This is a genomic window from Tenacibaculum sp. A30 (assembly GCF_051200845.1).
In the GTDB taxonomy this organism is placed as follows: domain Bacteria; phylum Bacteroidota; class Bacteroidia; order Flavobacteriales; family Flavobacteriaceae; genus Polaribacter.
Map to the genome: position 1 here is coordinate 697,114 of NZ_CP195160.1, position 22,012 is coordinate 719,125.

The window sequence follows — 22,012 nt, forward strand, 5'->3', positions numbered from 1 at the left end:
GATTATGTTCGGAGATATTTCTGGAATGATGGGTAAATTAAAAGAAGCCCAACAAAAAGTAGAAGAAACTAAAAAACGTTTAGATACCGTTTTAATTGATGAAAGTATTGCTGATGGAAATGTAAAAGTTACCGTAACGGCAAATAGAGAAATAAAAGCTATTACTGTTAACGAATCTTTATTAGAAGATAAAGAAGAGCTAGAAGATTACTTAATTTTAGCTTTAAACAAAGCGTTAAAGCGTGCTGGTGAAATTAACGAACAAGAATTAGCAGTTGCTGCAAAAAGCGGTATGCCAAACATTCCTGGAATGGATATGTTTAAATAATAGGCTATGTTTTTACAATTAGAAGATTATATGCTACCCTGCTTAAACAAACAATTCTTTGGAATGGATTGTTTAGGTTGCGGCATACAACGTGCGTTAAGCTTAGTTTTTCACGGGGAATTTATAGCAGCTTTTAAAATGTACCCTGCTATATATACCTTACTAGCATTAGCTTTTGTTGTTGCTATTAACTTCTTTTATAAAGTAAAATACGCCCAAAAAATAATCAGTATATTGGCTATCGTTAACATAGCCATTATTGTGACTAGCTATGTAATAAAAATGAATCAAATAATTTAAATTTTAGAAAAACTATGGAAAAACAAAAACTACCAAATTCAACCACTTCATTAGTATTAGGTATTTGCTCTATTTTAACTTGTTGTTGTTACGGAGTTATTGGATTACCTCTTGGTATTATTGCTGTTATTTTAGGTAATAAAGCTATTAAATTAAATAATGAAAATCCTGATTTATATGAAGGAGTAAAAAATGCTAGTACTGGTAAAACATTGGGTATAGTTGGTATTGTATTAAACGTAATTTTTATCGCTTATATCATTTGGGTTATTTCTATGATAGGAATGGATGCTTTAGGTAGCCCTGAATTATTACAAGAAAGATTACAAGAGCTACAATAGTAGCGAATTCTATAATAATAAAAAAGCGACCAAATGGTCGCTTTTTTTATATCATTCCTTTCGCTTTAAACTCTAGGTATTTATTTATTACATTCACCGATAAATGCTGTGGCTTGGTTAAAATAGCATGTACTGCATTTTTCTCTAATTCTTTTATCATCAAACGTTTTTCGTATGCGTATTTCTCAGCAATCGTTTTGTGATACACACTTTGTAAATCTTCTGCATTTTCTTTAATTAACGTATCTAATTCTGTGTTTTCAAAGAAAACAGTTACCAATAAATGCTTTTTAGCAATCGCCTTTAAGTAAGGTAATTGACGTTTTAAAGCTGAAATATGCTCAAAATTCGTGTATAAAATCAGTAAGCTTCGCTGATTTATTTTTCGTTTAATATTAGCATACAACAATGCATAATTAGCATCTGAAAAATCTGTAGTTATATTATATAACTCTTCATTAATGACTGATAAATTTGTTTTCTTACTACTCGCTGCAACTATTTTCTCTACATTTTTAGAAAACGTTAGCATTCCTGCTTTGTCATTTTTTAATAAAGCAATATTTGAAAACGCTAAGGTTGAATTTATCGCATAGTCTAATAATTTCAATCCTTCAAAAGGCATTTTCATAACACGCCCTAAATCAATCATCGAATAAATGGGTTGCGATTTTTCATCTTGGTATTGATTCACCATCAAATCCCCTCTCTTTGCTGTGGCTTTCCAATTTATCGTACGTATATCATCTCCTGGAATATAATTTTTGATCTGCTCAAACTCCATAGTATGTCCAATACGTCGGATTTTCTTCATACCAAACTCAGTTAAGTTATTGTGCATTGCCAAAAACTCGTACTTTTTCATTTGCACGTAAGACGGATATACTTTTACGCTTTCTTCTGCAGAAAATGTGTAACGTTTAGAAAACATTTGTAAAATAGAGGACACAAACACATTTACTCTTCCAAAGTTATACTCTCCTCTTTCAACAGGTCGAACAGTATAAGCATACGTTGATTTTTCTCCAGGCTTCAAAGACATTGTATGTCCAAAATCTCTTTTTTGAAATTGTGCAGGCAACTCATCAATCAACGAAATAAAAACTTGAAACGGATAGTTGTTTTCAAGTGTAATCGCTATTTCATTATCATCTGAATTTGATAGCTTTTCTGATACTATTCTTTTTGCTGAAAATCCGTTTTTAAATCGATATAAAATGATTAGATCGATACACATCGCTATAACAAACAACCATACTAACATCCATACTAAAGAATACAGCACAGGAATCCAAAACGACACTAAAAACAATGCTGAAACTACGCTGATGTAAACAAAAAAGCGGTTGTGTATGTATAACGATTTAAAGAATTGAATCACTATCTTGGAACTTCAACAGATTGTACAATCATTTCAATTACTTTGTCAGGAGTCATACCTTCCATTTCGCGTTCTGGAGTTAACATGATTCTATGACGCAATACCGGATAAATACTCTTCTTCACGTCTTCAGGTATTACAAAATCTCGTCCGTTAATCGCTGCAAAAGCTTTAGAAGCCATCAATACCGCAATACTTGCTCTTGGCGAACCTCCTAAAAATAAATGCGCGTTGTTACGTGTATTAGAAATTAACTGGGCAATGTATTTAATAATCTTTTCTTCTACCAATACTTCAAAAACCTTGCTTCTATATTCTAACAATTCTGACTCGGTTAACACAGCTTCCACCTGAGTTTGAGGTAGCGCCCCTTTACGATCATTATGAGCAGTAATTATTTGTATTTCTTCGTCTAAACTTGGATATCCAACATTTATTTTGAATAGAAAACGGTCTAACTGCGCTTCTGGTAAAGCATAGGTTCCCTCCTGCTCTATTGGATTTTGTGTAGCCAATACCATAAATGGCGGGTTCATTGCGTAACGCTCACCATCCATCGTAATTTGTTTTTCTTCCATCACCTCAAACAATGCCGCTTGTGTTTTTGCAGGCGCTCTGTTGATTTCATCAATCAATACAATATTGGAGAAAATTGGCCCTTTTTTAAATTCAAAATCAGAAGTTTTCATATTCAACACTGAAGTTCCTAACACATCCGAAGGCATTAAGTCTGGTGTAAACTGAATTCGGCTAAAATCCGTAGCAATTGTTTTAGCTAATAATTTTGCAGTTACTGTTTTAGCTACCCCTGGAACTCCTTCAATTAACACATGACCATCAGCTAATAAAGAAACTAATAACAGCTCCATAAACTCCTCTTGCCCTACAATTACTTTTCCTAACTGCTCTTTTATCTTAACTACAGCTTCTTTTAATTTTGACAAGTCAACTCTGCTTGTAAACAACTCATTTGTTGTTTCTACTGAATTATTTTCTGTATCCATATTAACTATTTTTATATGCTTTAAAATCTTCAATAGCTTTGTTTAAGGCTATCAAATCATCTTCGGTTATGTTTGATTTTGATTGTATTTGTTTTATTTTCTGAAATAAATCTTTTATCTTTTCTTCAGAATTGCCACTTCTACTAGCTACATTTTTATAAAAACTCTCATCTATCTTTAGAGTTGATAGTCTGTATTTGACTCTTATATACTCTAAAAAATAGTTGATTTTATGCTCTGCTATATTTTTATGGTCTGACTTTTCATAATACATATTTGCTATAGTACGTGTAAAAGCCAACGTTTGATTTTTTAACGGTGTAATTACAGGAATCAATCGCTGATTTCGTTTTCCTTTAAAAATAATGAAAAACAACACACCTATCAACGCTATATAATATGCCCATTTTAACGGTGGGGTTGATAAAACATAGTGCATCGGTGAAGTAATACTACTCTTTCCCGTTTTATAATAGGCATCCCACAAAACAGTACTTTCACCCCCATTTATAGTACTTGCATTAACTCCTTTTTTTTGAGGAGTACTTATATAGGATAATACATTTGCTACATACTCGTAATTGTTGTTTAACAACATGTTGTAGTTGGTAAAAGCCTGTGGAAAAGTATGCAAATAGAAATTTCCTTTTCCGTGTTTTACTTTAATGTAATTTGGTTTTTTGCTGATGATAGAATCGTTTTCATTTCTAACTACTAACTCACCTAAAATAGTAGTATTTAGGGTATCTACTTTGGAAAAATAGAATTTAGAAAAGTCTCTATCAAAATGATATTCTGTTTCACCAAAAATTGAGTTACTCATTTTTTGATACGCTTTTTCTTCAAAAGCTGATGTTGTTAAAATACTCGTTTCTGTTTGTAACGTATCAATATGTACTCCGTTTGTAGCTATAAAAACATTGTTTCCTCTTTTTACAAACTTGAGCAGTTCAGAAAACTCATCTTCTCCAAAATTCAATGCATTATCAACAAAAAAATAAGTTCCGTTATTGGTTGAGTCTTTTAAAAATGTATACGGATTTTGATGAATGTCTTTTACTTTTTTCTTCGGAAATAAACTTGGCATTTCTTTATGCAATACATACGTACCATACGGAATCTTATGCTTAGCAGCATAACTTGGATACCAATTGATTTCTTTAGGCTTTACAGACTCGATGTAAATAATACCTAGCAGTATAAACACCAATAAACCAATGTATATTTTAAGTTTCTTATCCAAATTAGTAAATTTTAGCTAGGGTATTTTTAAACTTACTTTCTGCTTGCACGAATTTTTCTTTATCTATTGAAAACTCTCCGTACCATACATAATCATACAAATAGGTTAACTTTTTAAAGTCACCGTGTAATTGTTGTTTAGTTGCCAACTCCTTTATATAATCTTCATTTGTTTTTTCTTGTTGCCAAGAAATAAACTCTTTATCTGATAAGTTTTTCAGCAGTAATAAATAGTAATAACGCACTGCTAATTGGTAGTTTCCTTCTGTAATAGCTTGTTCTATTAGCTTTGGTAAATCTTTCTCTTTTATCAATTCTTCTTCTTCCGAAAGATGTACGATAGGTTTTACTCTTTTACCATCTATAATATTACTTGCGTTTACTTTTAAAAAGAATTTAATAATGAAGAAAAGTACGAGTCCTGCTATTACGTAAGGTAAAATCTTTAAAACAACACGTAAAAATCCTACTGCTGGTGTAATATCATCAAAAACGTACGAAAGTATTTTAATAACTGTTCGCTTTATCCAATCCCATATTTTCTCTAAAATGGTAGGTTCTCTTTTTTCTACAACATATATAAACTCGTCTTTTTGTTTGTACTCTTCTATTTTTTGAGCATCAAACTTCTTTTGCTCAATTATAGTATCATCATACTGAATCACTGTTTTTTCCTCCTGAGAAAAAACAGCGATTGAGCAAATAAAAAACGTTATGTAAAAAAGAAACTGTTTCAAAAGATTATTGTCCTAAGCTATCAATTCTTTCAATAGTTCCTGTTAAATTCTTTTTCTCGTTAACATCAAAATATAAAAACACGTTAGTGATTAATGTTATTGAGTAAAACATTAGTTGACCTGCTATTGAAACAACATTTAAAATTAAGTAAATAGGATCACTAAAAAATCCGAAAACCTCTGTTGGATCATCACTTCCCATGCTTAATCCCATTTTTGCAAATTGATAAATCATTGCTGGAATTTGGAATACATATCCTAGAACACTTACTAAAATAGATACCACGAAAACTACTCCGAAAACTTCCCAGAAATATCCACTAATAAAGTTAAAACATTTACCTACCGCTCCTGAAGCTGTTTCATTTTGAAACACCAAGATTGAAGCTCCTAAAGATAATGCTGGCCAAGTGTAAAATACTGGTAATACACATAACATGGCACTTGCAAACAATATCAATCCTGCTAAAATTCCAAAACCTGTAAACGACCAAAATTTTGCTTTTGTGTTGGTTACAACTTCTTCTTGATTCACCACTCCTTTGTTATCTATATAAGATTTAATATAGTACATCCCCGCTAAGTTTATAAAAACAATAGCTACTAAATAAGCTATCATCATAATAAACACAGATCCTAGCATACCAATGGCAGCACTTGCGTCTTCAGTAATTATTGATGACATAGACATCATATAATAAATCATAGAAGCTACAGCCACAACTATTGGTATTGCAGCTACTTTTAAAATAGATAAAAAGAATTGCTTTCCTTCTAACCTGATAAATTTAAAAGCATCTGAAATAATACTTCCTAAATCTCTTTCTCTTTTAAACTCTATGTATTCTTTATTCATGTGTTAGTTGATTTTTATAAACTTTAATTGGATATATAACGTAGTAAAATATAATTAATGCTAACGAAGTTCCTATGATTAAAATGGCTAACCAATCGGGCATTTCAGTATGACGAGTAACAAACCCTTCTAAAAAACCTGCTACAATAAAAAACGGAACGGTACTTACCATAATTTTCAATCCGTCTTTCATTCCTCTTTTAAACGACTCTAATCGTGAATAGGTTTTAGGAAATAATATACTATTCCCCAACACCAAACCTGCACAACCTGCAATTACAATTACTGATATTTCTATGGTTCCGTGAATCCAAATAGTTCTTGAAGATTCCCAAAACAAACCTTTCTCATAAAAGAAATACAAAAACGATCCTAACATTATTCCGTTTTGCATCATTATATATAAAGTTCCTACCGAAAACAGTATTCCTAATACAAAGGCATACATAGCAACTCGTATATTATTCATAGTAATTCCTACAAACATATTAATTTCATTTGCATCTTTGTAAACAGCCATAGGATCTCCTTTTTCAATATTTTCTAAGGTCATATTCACATAACTATCCCCTAAAATAAGACGTACAAAATCGGTATCAGTCGCTGCTGAAAATACTCCGCATATGGTAAAAAAAGCAAAAACGATAAAAGCAACAAACAATTCTTTTTGATAACCATAAAACATCAAAGGAAACTCAGTTTTAAAAAAACTGGCAAATCTATTCTTACTTTCTTTTTTTGTTTTATAGATTTTTTGATGCGCAGCAGAAGCAATAGAATTTAGATATACAACCGTATTTCCGTTAGGATAAAACGTTTTGGCATAACTTAAATCATCTGTCAACTCCACATATAAATCTGATAATTTATCTGGAGAAATTATTGTTTTTTGATACAACGCATCTTCAAAAAGCTGCCACTTTTCTTTGTTTTTATTTACAAAAGCAGCTTCTCTCATCTACTCAAAAAATTAAAGTGTATTTGTTGAGAAGTTTCCTTAATCATAGAATATTTTTATCTTCGCTAAACTAAAAAAAAGTTGTAGAAATATCAATAAAAAAATTGAAAAACTAATTCATGGATAAATTTCAAATAGAAACTGCTCAGAACATTGCTATTAGCCAAAATGTGGCACATGTTACCACTCGTATTGGTTCGTACTTAATTGATGCTTTATTTATTTTCGGATATTACATCATCATAGCCATTATTATAGGAATGTTAGATATTCCTTTTAGTATGGAATACCTGAGTTTGTACATGCTACTTGGATTACCTATATTTTTTTACAGCTTGATTTTTGAAATTTTAATGAACGGACAAACACCTGGAAAATATTTCAATCAAACAAGAGTGGTAAAGTTAGACGGTTCTAAACCTACTTTTGGAAGCTATTTAGTTCGTTGGTTGTTGCGAGTTGTAGATTTCACATTGGCAAGTGGTTCGGTTGCTGTACTAACCATTTTACTAAACGGAAAAGGGCAACGCTTAGGTGACATTGCTGCAGGAACTACTGTTATTTCTGAAAAGAAAAGAATCACCTTAAAAGACACCATTGCTAGTGATGTAGTAGACAATTATACTCCTACCTACTCGCAAGTAACGTTGTTAACTGATAACGATATTCACACTATCTCAAACGTATATAAGGACGCCATGAGAAAAAGAAATCATAAAGTGATTTTAAAACTGCATGCGAAAATTATCGAACTCACAGGAATTTCTTCTGAACAAAAACCAGCAGAATTTGTAAACACTGTGATTAAAGATTATCATTATTACGCGCGTCAATAATTTTTCAACATTTATTTTACTGAAAACAAACCTACTATCCTCTTCCTTATTTTTTTCGTTAATAAAAAGCTGATAGAAACTATTTTTCACGGCGTTGAATACACTATTTTCGTAACCTTTCTTATTGAAAAAATTACAATTCTAGGGTACGAGAAAAACTATGAACAACGAGAAAAACTGGCTTCAATATTATAAAAACAGCTTATCTGACAGTGAAAATTTAGCTATCGACATTAGTAAAATAAAAAACCTTTTTCATCAAAAAACTTCCGATTTAAGTAACGCACTCATCAACTCTAAACAAGCAAGTCAACTGCTAGATGTTGAAGAACGTAGAATTAATCGATTAAAAGGAATAACTAAAAAAGACAACCCTAAGTGGCATAAGGTAGAAGAAACTAAAATATTAATAGCTCCTTTTCATTTAGTATATCAAACAGATAATACAAAATTTAAACAACGTACTATTCATCCGTTTTGGATTAGTGCTATTGTTAATCGTTCAGGAAATTTATCAACCCCTAAAGATGCTTTTCCTTTAATTGTTCGCAATTACCTCACTCCTATTGCCGATGTAAAAAATGATTTCATTTTTTCTTCTATCGATACCGTTTTAGATGCAAAAGAATTAGCATCTCCCGATTTTGAAAATGAAGAAGAAACTGTTCCTTGGGATGAGTACTGGAACTACATTAATGACATTTTTACTTCCATAACACATAGCAACCTATACCGCTACCAAGTTGATAAGTACACCACGAAATATGAGTTGACCTATTTTGCGTTAAGCTCAAAAATTTCTACCGCAAAAAGCATTCTTTTTCTATATGAAAACTTATTGAAAAATACAGAAGAACTTCCTGTTTTGTCAAAAATTATCAATCCGTATACAAGAGAACGTAAAATAGCCATTACTGATCATGATTTCTTAAATTATAACCATTTGCATTTAGGGCAGATGTCTAACGAGTTCCCTTTATCTGTCAGTCAACGTAAAACATTGTTGTCGTATTTGGTAGCTGAAGAAAATGCAGTTACTGCAGTAAACGGACCTCCTGGAACTGGTAAAACCACCCTTTTACAAAGTTTAGTTGCCACCGAATTTGTAAGAGCTGCTATTGAGGGAGAAGAAGCTCCTATCATTCTCGCTTGCTCTAACAACAATCAAGCTGTAACCAATATTATTGATAGTTTTATCAATTCTGAAAGTTCTATGGAAGGACTATCTGACCGTTGGATTCCTGATTTTAATGGATATGCAACCTATCTTCCATCCAACTCAAAGAGTGAGAAAAACTTAGCCGACATTAATTTTTTAAAAGGAAATTTATTCGGATATGAAGGTACCTTGTGTAATTTAGAAGATGAAAAATATGTTTCTGAAGCAGAGTATTACTTTCTTACCAATTATTGTCATTACTTCCATACAGAAACAAACTCGCTAGAAGATGTATGCTATCATTTACAGGAGGAAATCATAGCTATTCAGAATATTTTAGCGGATGGTGTTGAGTTTTCAAGCAATTATATTAACTCAATAAACAACATCAACAACATACTTGCACGCGAAGAAGATTATATTCAAAAAAATACGTTTGAAATCTCTAAACTACAAGAATGGAGAACCATTTTAAACGATTTAAAATCTGCTTCAAAAGATGTAGACTTTATTGATAAAGTGAAACATTATTGTGTTTCAGAGTCACAAATTTCAACTTCTAACAATTCTTCTGAATATATTTTTAAAGTTGACACCACTGTTCTTTCAGATAATAAAAAAGCGATTGCTTTTATCAAAGAAAGTATTGCTCATATGAATTTGTTACTTCAGTCTAATTTAAAACTGAAAAACTGGAAGTATGAAAATGACATTCAAGGGTTCCCTTTTGTTTCCGAAGAAGAAATGTGGGATAATGAATATGAGAAACTCAAATCAAACGATGCCTCACAACGCTTCTTTTACGATGAGTTAGACATTAATTTACGTCATAAAGCTTTTTTGTTGGCAACTCACTATTGGGAGGCTAGATGGTTACTTGAGACCAAAGAAATGCTAGAACATGATACCGAAAAAGGAACTGGTGAAAATGCTATAAAAGCAAGATGGAAACGAAGAGCGATGCTAACTCCTTGTTTTGTGGCTACTTTTTATATGGCTCCTAGCCATTTTTTATACAGTCAGTTTCAAGGAGAAAATGAAAACGGAAAACCTATTTTCGAATACTTGCCGCTGTACAACTTTTTAGATTTATTAATTATTGACGAAGCAGGTCAGGTAACTCCAGAAGTCAGTATTCCTGTGTTCTCTTTAGCTCAAAAAGCTTTTGTGATAGGCGATTTAAAACAAATTGAACCTATTTGGTCTATTCCTAAAAAAATTGACCAAGGAAATCTAACAAGCTTAAATATTATTGAAAATCAAAACGATGAATATCTAGAAGATTTAGGTTTTTTAGCTTCCAGTGGAAGTATCATGAGAATGGCACAAAACGCCTGCGAATTTGAAACTCCACTACCTAACAACAACGAACAAGGATTGGTTTTGCTAGAACACAGACGTTGTAATGATGAAATTATTAGCTTTTGTAACGAACTAGCGTATGACGGTATTTTAAAACCAATGAAAGGAAAAGCTAAAGAAGACCAAGCATTTCCATCAATGATGGCATATCATATCGAAGGGGTTAGCGAGCGTAAGTATAACAGTCGTTGCAATATTACCGAAGTAAAAGCCATCGTATCTTGGTTACAACAAAACAAAGAAACTATTCAGGAGGCCTATGATGTAACTTCTATTGAAAGTGTATTAGGAATCATTACTCCTTTTGCAAGTCAAAAAGGAGAACTATCCAAAGCATTAACGGATGCTGGTTATAAGGTAAACGACATTAAACTAGGTACCGTTCACGCTTTACAAGGAGCAGAACGAAACATCATTTTGTTCAGTTCTGTATATTCCAATGAAGATGAAGGCACATTGTTTTTTGAAAAAGACAACAAACCTAACATGCTAAATGTGGCAGTTTCAAGAGCTAAAGAGAGTTTTATTCTTTTTGGAGACACCCGAATTTTTGATGAAACTAAAAATACACCCTCCGGAATCTTAAAAAAGCATTTAAACATTTATGAAATGGCTAATTAGTTCATAAAAAAAGGAGCAATAAATTGCTCCTTTTTTTATCTATTCATTTTTTGAGTTTACTTTTTAAACTCAGAAATTGTGTTTTTAATTATTGAGATACAATCTCTTAATTGCTCTTCGTTCATTACTAATGGCGGTGCAAAACGAATGATATTTCCGTGTGTTGGTTTTGCTAACAATCCGTTATCACGTAATTTCATACAAATATCCCAAGCAGTTGAGCTATCTTCTGTATCGTTAATTACAACAGCATTTAACAATCCTTTACCACGAACTAAAGTTACTAAATCGTTTTCTTTAGCAAATTCAGCTAACTCTTCTCTAAAGATTTTACCTAAGCGTTCAGCATTCTCAGCTAATTTTTCATCTTTAACTACCTCTAAAGCTGCAATTGCTACTGCTGCTGCTACTGGATTTCCTCCAAAAGTAGAACCATGGTTACCAGGTCTGATAACATTCATAATGCTATCGTTTGCTAACACTGCTGATACTGGATACGCTCCTCCACTTAATGCTTTTCCTAAAATTAAAATATCTGGTTGTACATTTTCGTGGTTTACTGCTAATAATTTTCCTGTACGTGCTATTCCTGTTTGTACTTCATCAGCAATAAATAATACATTGTGCTTTTCACATAAAGCTTTAGCAGCTGCTAAATATCCTTCAGAAGGCACATATACTCCAGCTTCCCCTTGAATAGGTTCAGCCATAAAACCAGCAATATTATCGTTATTTTCTAACGCTTCTTCTAAAGCTTGTAAGTTATCGTACTCAATTTTGATAAATCCGTCAGTAAACGGACCAAAGTTCTTACGAGCTACAGGATCGTTTGAAAAAGAAATAATTGTAGTTGTTCTTCCGTGGAAGTTATTTTTACATACAATTATTTGTGCCTCATTTTCATTGATTCCTTTTACTTCGTATGCCCATTTTCTACAGATCTTTAGAGCAGTTTCAACAGCTTCAGCACCAGTATTCATTGGTAACAACTTGTCAAATCCGAAGTATTCAGTTGCAAATTTTTCATATTTACCTAACATATCGTTATAAAATGCACGAGAAGTTAGGGTTAAAGTTTGCGCTTGATTTACCATTGCTCCTACAATCTTAGGATGACAATGTCCTTGATTTACTGCAGAGTAAGCTGATAAAAAATCGTAGTATTTTTTTCCTTCAACATCCCACACATACACTCCTTCTCCTTTACTTAATACTACAGGTAATGGGTGATAGTTATGCGCTCCGTATTTGTTTTCTAAGTCGATCGCTTGTTGCGAAGTTAATTGGTCTAAAACAGCCATTTTTCTTAATTTTTTTTAAATTTATAAAATAACCATTCCTTATCTACCTTTATCCTTTCGAAAAAGAAGTTTCGAAAATTCAGCGTGGGAAAGAAATCATCCCTAACTACAAAATTATCAAATTTAAGTGACTTTATTCAGGTTTGGTGAGTCTAAAAAAACAAAACAGCTTAACTTTTTTATAATAAACAATAAAAACAAGGTTAAATAGTTTTTTTATCTTTAAGGAAATTAACTAAATATCATTTTATGAAAAGAATCATTTTTTTATTACTGCTTTCTGCAGCTGTAATTGGATGTAAATCAACATCTGCAACCAACACTAAACTAGACAACAAAACTGAACGAATGCTAAAAGGTAACTGGACAATTACTGCGGTTAACTTTTCAGGATCAGAATACTTAAAAGTAAACTCGTTTAATTTAGAAGATTCTAGCTGTTTTATTGGTAGTAACTGGAGTTTTGTTTCAAACAATAACAAAGGAGAAATGAGTTTAAACAATCCAAGCACAGATTGTAAAGATTTTAACTCTCCAATTACTTGGTATGTTAATAAAGATGGAAACTTTGTATTAAAAATCATCAATAATCACAAAGCTAAAGACGTTAATACTGGATATATTTTAGACTTACGAAACGTTACTGAAACTAGTTTTGATTTAATTGACAAAGTTAACGTTGCAGGACAAGTAAAAGACATTACATATTCATTTCAAAGACAATAATTAATAAAAAGCATTATGAAAAAATCAATCATTTATAGTTTATCAATTTTATTCTTAGCAGGTAGTATTTTCACTTCTTGTAAATCAGTTCAAAATGCTAACAACACTCAAAAAGGAGCTGTTATTGGTACTACGGCTGGAGCTGTAATAGGTGCTGTGATAGGTAACAATGTAGGTAGCGGAAACAACTCTGAACTTGGTGCCATTTTAGGTGGTGTTGTTGGTGGAGTTGCTGGTGGTGTAATCGGTAACCAAATGGACAAACAAGCTCGTGAAATTGAAGAAGCTTTACCTGGTGCAGAAGTAGAAAGAGTTGGTGAAGGTATTAAACTTACACTAGGAGAAAATGCGGTGCGTTTCGATACTAACAAAGCTAGTTTAACTTCAACAGCTAAAGCGAATTTAGATAAATTAGTTCCTGTTTTTAAAGATTATCAAAATACAGATATTGTAATTTACGGATATACAGATAGCACTGGTGCTGTTGAGTACAACCAAACACTTTCTGAAAAAAGAGCTAATTCGGTGAAAAATTATTTAGCTAGCAAAGGATTAAACAACAGCCGTTTTGAAACGAAAGGTTTAGGTGTTAACGACCCTATCGCTACTAACGAAACTGCTGAAGGTAGAAGTAAAAACAGACGTGTTGAATTTGCCATCGTTGCTAACGAACAAATGATTCAAGAAGCTAAAAAAGAAGCAGGTCAATAATCAAAATCCACGCAAAAACAATCTAAAAAGGCTACTCTAAATGAGTAGTCTTTTTTTTTATCATCAAACCATATCTTTTCCTAATTTTGCATACCATAAATTTTAGTAGAAAATGCCAAGAAGAGAGCGAAATAAGTTTGTAAAAAGAGGACAAATCATTGAGATTTTAATTGAAGATTATGCCTTCGGCGGAAAAGGAATTGGAAGAATACGTTCTGAGGAAGGTGTTTTCGTGGTTTTTGTGCCAAATACATTACCAGGACAATTGGTAAAAACACGTGTAGAAAAATCTAAAAAGAAATATGCAGAATGTAAATTAATTGATGTTTTACAACACTCAAAAGATGAAGTTGAAGTTCCGTATCAAGACATCCCTGGAGCTCCATATATTCAATTACCTATCGAATTACAACATCAATACAAACAAGAAAGTACGTTGTCTTTATTCAAACGTATTGGTAAAGTTGAAAACATAGAAGATTTGTTTGATGAATTTATTTCTTCTCCTAATGTATTCCACTACCGAAATAAAATGGAATATGGATTCTCTGCCATTGGTTACGATCGTGAAAACAAAACCGACATTGATGAGTTTACCCTAGGATTCAAACGTCGTGGTGTTTGGTGGATGGGAGATAATTTAGAGAAAGACTCAGGGTTGTTTGACAAACAAGTAGAAGATAACATCAAAAACATTAGAGAATACTGTAAAAAAACTGGTTTAGCACCTTGGCACGGACCTAAAAAAGAAGGTTTTTTCAGGTATTTTGTAGTGAGAAAATCATACAAAACTAATGAATTATTATTCAATTTGGTTACCACTTCAAACGGTTTATCAAAATTTGATTTGCAAGATTTTGCTAACTATTTGGTTGAATTATTTGGAGAGAGAGTAGCTGGTTTATTGCATACTATCAACGATGAAACTGGCGATAGAACTATTGCAACTTCTGGAAGTATCACATTGGTATACGGAAAAGATAAAATTGTAGAAGAATTACTAGGCTTAAACTTTGAAATTAGCATGAAAAGCTTCTTTCAAACCAATCCTAAATCAGCCGAAAAACTATATGCCAAAGTAGTTGATTACGCGTTAGAAAACAAAGAAGCTGTAGACAACACAGTTGTAATGGATTTATTCTGTGGTACAGGAACCATCGGGCAAATTATCGCTTCAAAAGCAAATAACACTAAAATTGTTGGGGTAGATATTGTTGCTTCAGCAATTGAAGATGCTAAGAAAAATGCTGAACGAAATAACATTGAAGGATTACAATTTTATGCTGCTGATGTAGGAAAGTTCTTAAACGAACATCCACAATATAAAAACAAAATCAGAACCATTATTTTAGATCCAGCTCGTGCAGGAATTGCTCCTAAAACGCTTAAGAAAATCATAAACTTAAATGCAGATAGAATGGTTTATGTATCTTGTAACCCAGCAACGCAAGCTCGTGATACGGAAGAGTTAATGAATAACGGATATCAATTAAAAAAGATTAGTTTAGTAGATCAGTTTCCACATACATCACACATAGAAACGGTTGTTTTATTTGAAAAATAAAAATTAATGAAAAAATACATTGCTCTATTCTTACTTATAGCAGGTTTAACAGCTTGTGAAAAAGATGATTTTTGTACGCAAAATCCTGTGACTCCTAATTTAGTACTTCGCTTTTACGATATGGACAACACAAATGATTTAAAGAAATTTGAACGTCTTTCTATCATTGCCGAAGGAAAAACAGACAGCCTTTTCACAAACAACACCAATGACAGTATTGCTATCCCTTTAGATGCTACATCTCAAAAAACAGTTTATACCTTAAAAATGAATGATGTAGATGGTAATACTGCCAATAATCAAACCGCTACACTAACTATTGAGTACAATCCTGAAGATGATTTTGTATCTCGCTCGTGTGGTTTTAGAGTTATTTATAAAAATGCTACTTTAGATCATACAGGTTGGATAGACAGTTTATCTACCAAAGAAATTCCTTTAATCGACAATCAAGCTAGAGCTCATGTACAAGTATTTCATTAGTTTATGTTTCGCTTTTGTGTTTATAAACGGTTATTCGCAACAAAACACATCTGAAGAAAAATCCGAAGAAAAAAAAGATACCATTACTTATAAAACAGGATATGGTTTACGTCTTGGAATTGATGTTAGTAAACCCGCACTTGCTATTGTTGATAAAAGTTATAGTGGTTTTGAACTTGTAGGTGATTATCGCCTCTCAAAAAAATGGTATGTTGCTGCGGAAATAGGACATGAAGATGAAACTACTTTTGAAGATTTTTTATCGTCTTCTGCCAAAGGAAACTACATTAAAATTGGAGCTAATTACAACGCTTATGAAAATTGGCTTGATATGAACAACGAAATTTTCGTTGGAATGCGTTACGGTTTTGCTATGTTTGATCATTCACTAAACAGTTACAAACCTAATGTTTCTTCAGGAACAGAAAACCTTCCTCCTTACTTTCCTTCCAACCCTGTAGAAACTCCTATTAAAGAATCTGGTTTAACTGCTCACTGGACTGAATTACAACTAGGTATAAAAGCAGAAACTTTTAAAAATCTGTTCGTAGGTTTTAGTTTTTCGTATAAAATTATGTTAAGTGTAGACGATCAAAAAAACTTTAAAACCTTGTACACTCCTGGTTTTAACCGTGTTTTTGAAAGCAATACTGGTTTCGGATTTAACTATACAATATCGTACTTAATCCCTTTTGTTAATAAATAAATTATCAACACACAGTTGATTTCACTAACTTTACAGCTTGAATAATAAAACTTATTAACAATGAATAAAATTCCAAGCGTAAATTTAGCCGACTTTTTATCGGATGATGCTGAAAGAAAACAAAAATTCATCAACGAGATTGGTGACGCTTATGAGAATATAGGATTTGTAGCATTAAAAGGACACTTTTTAGACGATCAATTAGTAGATAACTTATATGCTGAAATCAAGAAGTTTTTTGATTTACCTACAGAAGTAAAAGAAAAATATGAAATTCCAGGTATTGGAGGTCAAAGAGGATATGTTTCTTTTGGTAAAGAAAGTGCAAAAGGAAAGAAAGAAGGAGATTTAAAAGAATTTTGGCACTTTGGTCAGTATGTTGATGCTGATTCAAAATACGCAAAAGAATATCCAGAAAATGTAGAGGTTGAGGAGTTACCTGAATTTAACAAAGTAGGTAAAGAAGCTTACCAAATGTTAGAAAAAACAGCTAAATATGTTTTACGTTCTTTAGCATTGCATTTAGGTTTAGAGGAAACTTACTTTGACAACTATATCAAAAACGGAAACAGTATTTTACGTCCAATCCACTACCCTCCTATTACTACAGAACCTAAAGGAGCTGTAAGAGCTGCTGCTCATGGCGATATTAACTTAATCACCTTATTAATGGGAGCTCAAGGAAAAGGATTACAAGTTCAAAACCATAAAGGAGAATGGATTGACGCTATAGCTGAACCAGATGAATTAATGATTAATGTTGGTGATATGTTATCACGTCACAGTAATAACAGGTTAAAATCTACCATTCACCAAGTAACAAACCCTCCTAAAGAATTATGGGGAACTTCTCGTTACTCAATTCCATTTTTTATGCACCCAGTTTCAGACATGAAATTAGATGTTTTAGAAAATTGTATTGATGAAAACAACCCAAAACAGTTTGAAGATATTACTGCTGGTGAGTTTTTAGATGAACGTTTACGTGAATTAGGATTGAAAAAATAAATCTAATGGATTTACAAGATCAATTAAAAAACCTTTTCCCTGATCATCAATTTGAAGAAAATCCTATCGAAGAAAAACCTGATATCTGGCTTCAAGATGATCCTATTTTATGCAAATATGAAAAGCGAAAAGGGAAACCAGTTACAATTATAGACGGATATAACGGAGCTACCGAAGATTTCAAGAAATTAGCAAAAGAAATTAAAACCAAACTAAGTGTTGGTGGTAGTTTTAAAGATGACCAAATCATCATTCAAGGTGATTATAGAGATACTATAATGCAGCTTTTAAAAGATAAAGGATTCAACGTAAAACGCGTTGGTGGATAAACAAAAAAATGTCAGGAATTTGATTCCTCGACATTTTTTTTATATTTACAACTTTTTGTAAAGTGTTAAAAATCAACCAATAAATAATAACGTATAAAATAATGCGTTTATTTTATACAATAAAGAAATCAACTAATTCCCTTAAAAAATCATGAAACATTCTTTATTACACATAACTAATGGAGATTACACAACTCAAAGACTTCAAAAATTAACTATTGAAGGCGATATTATTACTTGGCGTGAAATGTTATGTGAAGGAAAAACTTCTGTCGATGTTGGAAGTGAAAACTTTTGGAAAATCCGCTTTGACTTTTTAAAAGATTCCTATAAAATTACTAAAAAGAAATTCATCGATTACACTTTAAAAGAATACAGAAATCTTTGTAATCAAAAACAACATGATGAAATTGTTTTATGGTTTGAATATGATTTGTTTTGTCAAATAAACATGGTTGCTGTAATTAGTTGGTTAAAACGCTATCGTTCTGGTCACAAAGTATCTCTAGTTACAAGTGGTAAAATTCAGGGAGAAGAAAAATTATTCGGTTTAGGAGAATTATCTGAAACACAATTACAACAGCATTTTGAAAACAGAATAGAGCTAACTAACAACGATATTGAATATGCTGATTATATATGGCAACTATATTGTTCTGACAGTCCACTTCCTCTTGAAAATGCTCATAAATTCAATCCAAAATCACCTTTTGTTTACTTAGAAAGTGCCATTAAAGCGCACTTACTTCGTTTTCCTTCAATTGAAAACGGATTAAATCACTTAGAAAACAACATATTAAAAATAGCTAACGAACACAATTTTGCGAATCAAAACGAATTAGTTGGCTATATGTTAACGCATCAAGAAAATTATGGATTTGGCGACAGTCAATATTTTCATAAGCTAGATGAATTAAAAAAACTATTTACTTCTTTTGATCCTGTTAAATTAAGCAAGACAGGAAAAAAGGTATTGCAAAACCAAACCAATTATTATGCTAAAATTCGTTCTGATTTTTCGTATCTTGGTGGCGCAAAAAAGTACAGCTATCTCTATGTAAACTCTACCGATAAGCTGTTAAAAATTACATCATAAATGAGTATACAACATTCTGAGCTCATCTTAAATCCAGATGGTAGTATCTATCATTTGAATTTAAGACCTGAACATATTGCTACCGATATCATTTTCGTTGGTGATCAATATCGTGTGGATAAGGTTACGAAACATTTTGACACTATAGAATTCAGTACCCAAAAAAGAGAATTTAAAACTACGACCGGTACCTATAAAGGAAAACGAATTTCTGTTATTTCTACAGGTATAGGTCCTGACAATATTGATATTGTTTTAAACGAGTTAGACGCTCTTGTAAACATCGATTTAAACACGCGTAAAGTAAAAGAAAACCACACCCAGTTAAACATTACAAGAATTGGAACTTCTGGTTCTTTACAGAGTGATATTCCCGTTGATAGTTTTTTATTAAGTTCTCATGGGTTAGATTTAAACGGACTACTTCAATCTTATCAAGTGGATGAAATTTCACATCCAGATATAGAAGAAGCTTTTATAAAGCATACCAATTGGAGTGCTAAAAAATCATACCCTTTAATTGTTTCTAATGGAAAAGCTTTAGAAGACAAATTAATATCTAACAAGGTATATAAAGGAATTACAGCTACCGCTGGTGGTTTTTATGGTCCTCAAGGACGTGTTTTACGCTTACCTTTACAAGACCCCGATTTAAATAAGAAGATTGATAGTTTTAACTATAACAACAATCGAATTACCAACCTTGAAATGGAAACATCTGCCATTTATGGGTTGGCTAAACTACTAGGTCATAATGCTGCATCAATGAATGCTATTATTGCTAACAGAGCCAACGGAACATTTAGTAAAGATCCGTACAAAGTAGTAAACGATTTAATTGTATATACTCTTGAGAAATTAGTTGAATAAATGCTGAAATTAAAAATAGGTGGTGTTCCAGAACATTTTAATTATCCATGGTACATCACATTGAAAAATAAAGAATACACCAAAGAAGGAATCAACTTACGCTGGAAAGATTATCCTGGAGGTACTGGAGCTATGACGAAAGCTTTACGCTCTGGTGAAGTTGACATAGCCTTGGTGCTTACTGAAGGAATTATAAAAGATATCATCAATGGCAATCCTTCAAAAATTACACAAACTTTTGTAAAAAGTCCACTTGTTTGGGGAATTCATGTTGCTGCGAACTCAAAATTCAAAACCATTAATGACTTAGAGAATGCTACAGTAGCTATTAGCCGATTTGGTTCAGGTTCTCAACTTATGGCAATTGTAAATGCCCATAACAATGGTTGGGATGTTAATAAACTACAATTTAAAGTAGTTGGAGACTTACAAGGAGGAATAGACGCTTTAACTAATGGAGAAGCCGATTATTTTATGTGGGAGCACTTTACCACAAAACCATTGGTTGATAACGGTACTTTTAGGCGAGTTGGTAACTGCCCTACCCCATGGCCTTGTTTTGTAATTGCTGTTCGTGATGAAATCTTAGAAAATAATTTTGAAGAAGTAAAAAAAGTACACGATATCATTAACGCTTGTACTAAAGACTTTAAAGACTTCGATAATATTGATAAAGTTCTTTCCAATAGGTATGAACAACAAATAGATGATATTCAGGAATGGTTATCTATTACTGAATGGAATGATGGCGAAGCTATTTCCGAAAATTTAATTACGGACATACAAAATAAAATGGTGGAGTTCAACGTTATTGAAAAGAAGGAAAATTCTGGTGACTTAATCAGAAATATGTATATTTGATTTTTATAAAACGGAATAATGATGAAAAAAGTAGTATTTATTGCAATTTGTACTGTTAGTTTATTAGGTTTTTCTTCTTGCGGAAGTACTAGTCCTTGTGGATTAGCAAAAACTAATCAAAACAAACAAAAACAACATCAACAACAAGAGATAGTAGTTGCAGATGCAACTGAAATAGCAATCGCTGAATAAGTTGATGTTTCTTTATTCAAATTCAATAAATCCGCTTTTTTAGGCGGATTTTTTTATTTTGATTTTTCTCATAACAAAAAATCCTTTTCTAAAATAGAAAAGGATTTGAGCTTATCTTATATGTGTTAGTTTTTTACTTTGCTATAATTTCTCCTAACAGAGCACCCTTTTCAAAGGCAAACACCATTACTAATAACAACATAACTCCTACACATGTAATAACGTAATATTTTGTTTCATTCTCTTTTTTCATAATATAATTTAGTTTTAATGATTAATTTTTCTTTTTTAACATTGGCACAAACCTAAAATCACCTAACTCATGCTTTTCAAATTCTTTTGGTGATTTCCTTATAAAAAGTGTCATTACTTGCTCTTGATCCCCCACAGGAATCAACAACCTACCTCCTACTTTAATTTGCGCCAATAATGCTTTAGGCACATACGGTGCTCCAGCTGTAACAATAATTTTATCAAAAGGAGCTTCCTCTGGCAATCCTTTATAACCATCTCCAAAGATAAATCGCTTAGGTTTATATCCCAATTTTGGTAAAAACATCGAAGTTTTTTTAAACAACTCATGTTGTCTTTCTATTGAATACACCTCTGCGTCCAATTCTAACAATACTGCTGTTTGGTATCCAGATCCGGTTCCTATTTCTAATACTTTTTCTCCTGGCTTTACCTCTAATACTTGTGATTGAAACGCTACTGTATAAGGCTGAGAAATCGTTTGTTCTGCAGCAATAGGAAAAGCTTTGTCTTGATACGCATGCGCTTCAAAACTACTATCCATAAACAAATGTCTCGGAATTTTTCTGATAGCTTTTAATACTCTCTCGTCATTAATTCCTTTTGCTTCTAAAACGTTTCCTAATTGATTTCTAAGTCCTTGATGTTTGGTTGTATCCTTCATTCTTACATTACGCTACCAACAGGAATTACTAGTTAAATTACTATAAAACCTATTATCTCTTATTTTAAATCCCCATTATTAGGGCTTACTAATTATAAAATTTCGGGAGGATAAAAGTAGTAAT

The 22,012-nt window shown here is 32.1% G+C and carries 24 protein-coding genes; 16 read left to right on the forward strand and 8 right to left on the reverse strand.

Translation table 11 applies throughout. The annotated features are described in order from the left end of the window. Window positions 1–4: 4 nt before the first annotated feature. Genes ACR9ES_RS03265 through ACR9ES_RS03275 form a run of 3 tightly spaced genes read left to right on the forward strand, consistent with a single transcriptional unit; the run spans window position 5 to window position 969 of the window. On the forward strand, window positions 5–328 hold the full coding sequence (locus ACR9ES_RS03265) for a YbaB/EbfC family nucleoid-associated protein (protein WP_435255078.1): 324 nt from the start codon (window positions 5–7) through the stop codon (window positions 326–328). Window positions 329–334: 6 nt separating this feature from the next. Next, window positions 335–628, forward strand: a complete 294-nt coding sequence (locus ACR9ES_RS03270) for a DUF2752 domain-containing protein (RefSeq protein ID WP_299011434.1) — start codon at window positions 335–337, stop codon at window positions 626–628. A gap of 14 nt (window positions 629–642) precedes the next feature. Beyond that, window positions 643–969 carry a CCC motif membrane protein gene (locus ACR9ES_RS03275; protein WP_299011429.1) on the forward strand — a complete coding sequence of 109 codons (327 nt, stop codon included), beginning with the start codon at window positions 643–645 and terminating at the stop codon, window positions 967–969. Between the two features lie 46 nt (window positions 970–1,015). On the opposite strand, the gene ACR9ES_RS03280 is transcribed toward ACR9ES_RS03275, so the two are convergent. The 6 genes from ACR9ES_RS03280 to ACR9ES_RS03305 all read right to left on the reverse strand — a co-directional run bounded on the left by ACR9ES_RS03280 (window position 1,016) and on the right by ACR9ES_RS03305 (window position 7,147). Beyond that, a complete protein-coding gene (locus ACR9ES_RS03280) occupies window positions 1,016–2,347 on the reverse strand; it encodes a DUF58 domain-containing protein (RefSeq protein ID WP_435255621.1) in 1,332 nt (443 codons plus the stop codon). A gap of 2 nt (window positions 2,348–2,349) precedes the next feature. Further along, entirely contained in the window at window positions 2,350–3,354 is a 1,005-nt protein-coding gene (locus ACR9ES_RS03285; protein WP_299002167.1) for an AAA family ATPase, read from the reverse strand. 1 nt (window position 3,355) lies between these two features. After that, window positions 3,356–4,597 carry a DUF4350 domain-containing protein gene (locus tag ACR9ES_RS03290; protein WP_435255079.1) on the reverse strand — a complete coding sequence of 414 codons (1,242 nt, stop codon included), beginning with the start codon at window positions 4,595–4,597 and terminating at the stop codon, window positions 3,356–3,358. A 1-nt stretch (window position 4,598) separates the two neighbouring features. Beyond that, window positions 4,599–5,261, reverse strand: coding sequence for a DUF4129 domain-containing protein (locus ACR9ES_RS03295; protein ID WP_435255080.1), 663 nt, complete (start codon window positions 5,259–5,261; stop codon window positions 4,599–4,601). A 76-nt stretch (window positions 5,262–5,337) separates the two neighbouring features. Beyond that, window positions 5,338–6,189 (reverse strand): hypothetical protein, encoded by an 852-nt coding sequence (locus ACR9ES_RS03300; RefSeq protein WP_435255081.1) that lies wholly within the window; start codon window positions 6,187–6,189, stop codon window positions 5,338–5,340. Next, window positions 6,182–7,147, reverse strand: a complete 966-nt coding sequence (locus tag ACR9ES_RS03305; RefSeq protein WP_435255082.1) for a stage II sporulation protein M — start codon at window positions 7,145–7,147, stop codon at window positions 6,182–6,184. The genes ACR9ES_RS03300 and ACR9ES_RS03305 overlap by 8 nt, the downstream gene beginning before the upstream one ends. A gap of 119 nt (window positions 7,148–7,266) precedes the next feature. Between ACR9ES_RS03305 and ACR9ES_RS03310 the strand changes: the two genes are divergently transcribed. Together ACR9ES_RS03310 and ACR9ES_RS03315 are read left to right on the forward strand one after the other, a co-directional pair. Beyond that, window positions 7,267–7,983, forward strand: coding sequence for an RDD family protein (locus ACR9ES_RS03310; RefSeq protein ID WP_299002172.1), 717 nt, complete (start codon window positions 7,267–7,269; stop codon window positions 7,981–7,983). Window positions 7,984–8,143: 160 nt separating this feature from the next. Then, window positions 8,144–11,125 carry an AAA domain-containing protein gene (locus tag ACR9ES_RS03315; protein WP_435255083.1) on the forward strand — a complete coding sequence of 994 codons (2,982 nt, stop codon included), beginning with the start codon at window positions 8,144–8,146 and terminating at the stop codon, window positions 11,123–11,125. Between the two features lie 56 nt (window positions 11,126–11,181). On the opposite strand, the gene rocD is transcribed toward ACR9ES_RS03315, so the two are convergent. Beyond that, complete coding sequence (gene rocD, locus ACR9ES_RS03320; RefSeq protein ID WP_274634317.1) at window positions 11,182–12,426, reverse strand: ornithine--oxo-acid transaminase; 1,245 nt, start codon at window positions 12,424–12,426, stop codon at window positions 11,182–11,184. A 249-nt stretch (window positions 12,427–12,675) separates the two neighbouring features. On the opposite strand from rocD, the gene ACR9ES_RS03325 reads away from it, so the two are divergent. The 11 genes from ACR9ES_RS03325 (at window position 12,676) to ACR9ES_RS03375 (ending at window position 20,972) form a co-directional block, all read left to right on the forward strand. After that, window positions 12,676–13,152 (forward strand): hypothetical protein, encoded by a 477-nt coding sequence (locus ACR9ES_RS03325; protein ID WP_435255084.1) that lies wholly within the window; start codon window positions 12,676–12,678, stop codon window positions 13,150–13,152. 15 nt (window positions 13,153–13,167) lie between these two features. Then, on the forward strand, window positions 13,168–13,863 hold the full coding sequence (locus ACR9ES_RS03330) for an OmpA family protein (RefSeq protein ID WP_435255085.1): 696 nt from the start codon (window positions 13,168–13,170) through the stop codon (window positions 13,861–13,863). A gap of 112 nt (window positions 13,864–13,975) precedes the next feature. After that, window positions 13,976–15,427, forward strand: coding sequence for a 23S rRNA (uracil(1939)-C(5))-methyltransferase RlmD (gene rlmD / locus ACR9ES_RS03335; protein WP_435255086.1), 1,452 nt, complete (start codon window positions 13,976–13,978; stop codon window positions 15,425–15,427). A 6-nt stretch (window positions 15,428–15,433) separates the two neighbouring features. Further along, window positions 15,434–15,910, forward strand: a complete 477-nt coding sequence (locus tag ACR9ES_RS03340) for a DUF6452 family protein (protein ID WP_435255087.1) — start codon at window positions 15,434–15,436, stop codon at window positions 15,908–15,910. Then, window positions 15,891–16,616, forward strand: coding sequence for a DUF6048 family protein (locus ACR9ES_RS03345; RefSeq protein ID WP_435255088.1), 726 nt, complete (start codon window positions 15,891–15,893; stop codon window positions 16,614–16,616). The genes ACR9ES_RS03340 and ACR9ES_RS03345 overlap by 20 nt, the downstream gene beginning before the upstream one ends. 60 nt (window positions 16,617–16,676) lie before the next feature. After that, on the forward strand, window positions 16,677–17,624 hold the full coding sequence (locus tag ACR9ES_RS03350; protein ID WP_435255089.1) for an isopenicillin N synthase family dioxygenase: 948 nt from the start codon (window positions 16,677–16,679) through the stop codon (window positions 17,622–17,624). Window positions 17,625–17,629: 5 nt separating this feature from the next. Continuing rightward, the gene (locus tag ACR9ES_RS03355; RefSeq protein ID WP_435255090.1) at window positions 17,630–17,953 is read left to right on the forward strand and encodes a translation initiation factor; all 324 of its coding nucleotides are present in this window, start codon (window positions 17,630–17,632) and stop codon (window positions 17,951–17,953) included. A 151-nt stretch (window positions 17,954–18,104) separates the two neighbouring features. Beyond that, complete coding sequence (locus ACR9ES_RS03360; protein ID WP_435255091.1) at window positions 18,105–19,049, forward strand: DUF1835 domain-containing protein; 945 nt, start codon at window positions 18,105–18,107, stop codon at window positions 19,047–19,049. After that, window positions 19,050–19,919: a nucleoside phosphorylase gene (locus tag ACR9ES_RS03365; protein WP_435255092.1), complete on the forward strand. Its 870-nt coding sequence runs from the start codon at window positions 19,050–19,052 to the stop codon at window positions 19,917–19,919. After that, the gene (locus ACR9ES_RS03370; RefSeq protein ID WP_047789016.1) at window positions 19,920–20,780 is read left to right on the forward strand and encodes a substrate-binding domain-containing protein; all 861 of its coding nucleotides are present in this window, start codon (window positions 19,920–19,922) and stop codon (window positions 20,778–20,780) included. A 21-nt stretch (window positions 20,781–20,801) separates the two neighbouring features. Continuing rightward, window positions 20,802–20,972 carry a hypothetical protein gene (locus ACR9ES_RS03375; protein ID WP_164506702.1) on the forward strand — a complete coding sequence of 57 codons (171 nt, stop codon included), beginning with the start codon at window positions 20,802–20,804 and terminating at the stop codon, window positions 20,970–20,972. Window positions 20,973–21,246: 274 nt separating this feature from the next. Here the strand turns inward: ACR9ES_RS03375 and ACR9ES_RS03380 are convergent, their stop codons facing one another. Then, window positions 21,247–21,888 carry a protein-L-isoaspartate(D-aspartate) O-methyltransferase gene (locus tag ACR9ES_RS03380; protein ID WP_435255093.1) on the reverse strand — a complete coding sequence of 214 codons (642 nt, stop codon included), beginning with the start codon at window positions 21,886–21,888 and terminating at the stop codon, window positions 21,247–21,249. Window positions 21,889–22,012 lie beyond the last annotated feature (124 nt).